This window comes from Methylobacterium sp. CCH5-D2 (genome assembly GCF_001556475.1).
In the GTDB taxonomy this organism is placed as follows: domain Bacteria; phylum Pseudomonadota; class Alphaproteobacteria; order Rhizobiales; family Beijerinckiaceae; genus Methylobacterium; species Methylobacterium hispanicum.
Genome location: NZ_LSIX01000901.1, coordinates 1 through 3,692, shown reverse-complemented (window position 1 = coordinate 3,692; position 3,692 = coordinate 1). Strand labels below are relative to the sequence as shown.

At 75.7% G+C, this 3,692-nt stretch carries 2 protein-coding genes; both read right to left on the bottom strand.

The window, feature by feature from the left end; all coding sequences use genetic code 11:
- A partial coding sequence (locus tag AX737_RS24500; protein WP_156453930.1) for an AMP-binding protein occupies positions 1-498 on the bottom strand: 498 nt, incomplete at its 3' end.
- A 21-nt stretch (positions 499-519) separates the two neighbouring features.
- Positions 520-3,393, bottom strand: a complete 2,874-nt coding sequence (locus AX737_RS24495) for an AMP-binding protein (RefSeq protein WP_082773276.1) — start codon at positions 3,391-3,393, stop codon at positions 520-522.
- Positions 3,394-3,692: the final 299 nt, after the last annotated feature.

The window sequence follows — 3,692 nt, the reverse complement described above, 5'->3', positions numbered from 1 at the left end:
CTCGCCGAGGCCCCGCACGATACCGGGCTCGGGCGCGGCGGGCGCATCGACGGCGATCACGCGCCGGACCAGGGGCGCCGCCGCGGGTCCGAGGCTCCGCCAGTCGTCGGCACCCTGCACGAGGACGAGGATTGCACCCGAATCGGCCAGGATCGCGCGCAGGCTCGCGGGCGAGTCCCGGGTAAAGAGCGGGACGACGACGAGGCCGAGCGCCAGGGCGGCCTGATCGAAGCACACCCATTCGAGGCCGTTGGGCAACCACAGCGCGATCCGGTCGCCGGGGCTCAAGCCCTCAGACGCGAGGGCCGCGCGCCGTTCCTCCACGCGCTCCGCCACCTCGTCCCAGCTCCACGACACGAAATCACCCGCCTCGCCATCGTAGGCGACGTAGGCCGGCATCGCCGGGCGCCGGCTCGCTTGCTCCCGCAGGAGCCCCGGGATCGTGTCGCGGGCGAACCGGACCGGCTCGGCCGTGGTCTCGAGGGAAAGTGCGCGCATGAGGTCGGCCACCGTCTGGAATCAGGCCGCGGAGGCGGGCAGCCGGGTCGGCACCTCGTCCGCCAGATCGGGCTCGCCGCTCCGCGCCAGGATCGCCGCGCGGGCGGCGTCGCGCAGGCGCAGCGCGGCGTGGAAGTCCTCGCCCGCAGGGACGAGCGGCGCCCCGACATGGAGGCCGACGGCGCCGCGGCGCGGGAACCACTGGTCGGCCCGCAGGATCGAGCGCGTGCCCGAGAGCGTGAGCGGCAGGACCGGAACGCGGGCCCGGCAGGCGGCCTGGAAGGCGCCGAGGTGGAACGGGAGGAGGCCAGGGCTCCGGGTGAAGGTGCCCTCCGGGAACGCGATGAGCCGCTCGCCCGCGCGGATCCTGTCGCACAGCGCCGCGGCGTCCGAGACGCCGGTCGCCTCGTCGCGGTGGACGAACACGGTCCCGAGCCGGCGCAGGAAGGGGCCGGCCACGCGCTGCCCGGCGAGTTCCTGCTTGGCCAGAAAGACGGGAGATCCTGGGAGAGAGGCGGCGAGGACCAGGCCGTCGAGATAGCTCTGGTGGTTCGCCACGACGACCGCGGCGCCCTGCGGTTCGAGCGGCGCGCCGGTCACGCTCAGGCGCGTGCCGCTCAGCCGCAGGAAGGTCCGGGCGGCGGCCCTTAGAACGGCGTGGCGCCAGCTCCGCCGGGGCAGCGCCAGGACGAGTGCCCAGACCGGCGCGCCGAGGACGAGGAGGAGCAGCCACCACCAAGCGGCGTAGGCCCACGTGGCGGCGCGGCGGACGGTGCGGTGGAGCCGGCCCGCGGCGGCGGCGCGCAGGAGCTGCAACCGGAACGTGCCGCCCTCGGGCGCCGGCCCCGTGAGCTCGCCCGCCTCGTAACGGGCACGGGCCGCCGCGCGCCGGATCTTACCGCTGGAGGTCTTGGGCACGGTGTGGGGCGGACACAGCAGGATCGCGTCCGGCGGCTGTTCGAGCGCCGCGGCGAGTGCGGCCTCGATCGCGCGCCGCAGCGCGGCCCGCGCGGCCGGATCGGTCAGCCGGGTCTCGACCGCGAGGACGAGGCGCTCGGTGCCCGTCTCGGGATCCGGGCTCGCGAAGGCGGCGACGCAGCCCCGGCGAGCCCCCGGGACCGCTTCGGCGATCGCCTCGATCCCCTGCGGATGGATCTTGCGGCCGGCCCGGATGATGACGTCCTTGGTGCGGCCGGTGACGTAGACGTCGCCGGCCGCGACGTAGGCGAGGTCGCCGCTGTCGAGCCAGTCCCCGTCGAACAGGGCGCGGGTCTTCTCCGGGCTGCGGAAGTACCCGGCCGTCGCGGAGGGGCCCTTGAACTGCAGGCGCCCCTCGACTCGCTCGGGCACCTCCCGCCCGGCCTCGTCGACGATGCGGATCTGGTGGCCGGGCAGCGGCCGCCCGCAGGCGACGACGTCCATCGGGTGAGCGGTGGCCGGGCCGGCGCGGCGGGCGGCGCCGTCGCGCGCGAGCGCGTCCCGGTCGATCCGGTCGATGAGCGGGCCGCGGCCGAGCGGCGGGAAGGCGAGGCCGACGGCGCATTCGGCGAGCCCGTAGACCGGGGCGAGCGCCGTCGGCCGCAGGCCCGCGGCGGCGAAGCGCCGCGCGAAGCGCTCCAGCGTGTCGGCACGGACGGGCTCGGCCCCGTTGGTGAGCACGCGCAGCGATCCGAGGTCGAGGCCGGCGAGATCGTCCTCGCGCAGGGCCTTGAGGCTGAGTTCGTAGGCGAAGTTCGGTGCGGCCGAGATCGTGCCGCGGTAGCGGTGGATCGCGCGGAACCAGCGTCCCGGATCCGCCAGGAAGGCCAGGGGCGGCAGGATCACCGCGGGCGCGCCGTAGTAGAAGCTCCCGAGCCAGCAGCCGATCAGCCCCATGTCGTGGTAGAGCGGCAGCCAGCTCACTACGACGTCGGCCGACGAGGCGCCGAGCGCGCCGCCCATGGCACGGATGTTGGCGAGCAGGTTGGCATGGGAGAGGACCACGCCCTTCGGGTCGCCCGTGCTGCCGGAGGTATACTGGATCAGGGCCGGGCTCGCGGCCGTCGTGGCCGCCGCCCGGGCGAGCGGCGCGCCGCCCGCGAGTTCCTCCGGCGTCGCGACCGCGCTCAGGGCCGGCACGCGCTCGCGCAGCCTGTCGGCGAAGGTCTGTATCTCGCCGTCCGCCACGAGGATCCGGGGCTCGGCGTTGGCCAGGATGTGCACCTGCCGCTCCAGATGGTCCGCGATCTGGCTGCGCCGGACGGGCGGGTAGAGCGGCACCGGCACCCCGCCGGCCATCAGGGTTCCCAGGAAGGCCGCGAAGAAGGCGCTGCCGGTCGGCAGCATGAGCGCGACGCGGTCACCGGCGCGCAACCCGTGCGCCCGGAAGCCGGCTGCGAGGGCGCGCGCCTGCCCGTCGAGATCCGCGTAGGTCAGAACCGTCTCCTGATCGCTCTCGGGGCCGGGCTGGAAGCAGAGGCGCAGGTGCGGCCGGTCGGGGTGCAGAGCGACGTGGAAGGCGAGGACGTCGAGCAGCGTCGCGGCCTGCAGGGGTTCCTCGGCCGGCGGAAGGGGCGCCCCCGGCCCGGGACGCGGTTCGGGCTCCCTCGCCGGCCCGGCGGCCACGATCGCCGCGAGGAGGTCGCCCGGAGTCGCGGCCTCGCCGATCAGCCGGTCCGGCAGCGCGACCCCGAAGGTGCGCGCCAACCGGAGCAGGAGCTCCGCGCGGCCGAGGCTGTCGAGGGCGAGATCGCGCGCGAGATCGCTGCGCAGATCGACAGGGGGCACCGCGCGCGCCTGCGGATGCAGTTCCGCGAGCAGCGCCCGGATCTCGCCGAGAAGGACCGCGGCCGTCCGCGGCGGCGCATCCGGCCCACCGTCCCCTACCTCGCTCCCGAGCGTGACGTCGGTGCTCACGGCTGCTCCTCGCGGCGCGGTCCCGGCCCATGCCGGTCGGGCCTCAGCCTGCGGGCGCGGGGCGACGGCGCGCGTTGATCTGGCTCAACGGCGATGCCCGGGCCACGCCGCAGGGGGACGCGCCCGTCAGCGGTCCGGGGCGTGCAGGTGCTGGCCGAACCAGTCGGCCGCAGCCCGCGCGACCGCCTCGAGCGCGCCCGGCTCTCCGAACAGGTGCGAGGCCCCGCCCACCACGACCTGCCGCTTCAGGCAGGTCAGCCGGGCCATGGCCCGCTCGTTCAGGTCCAGCACCTCGGTAT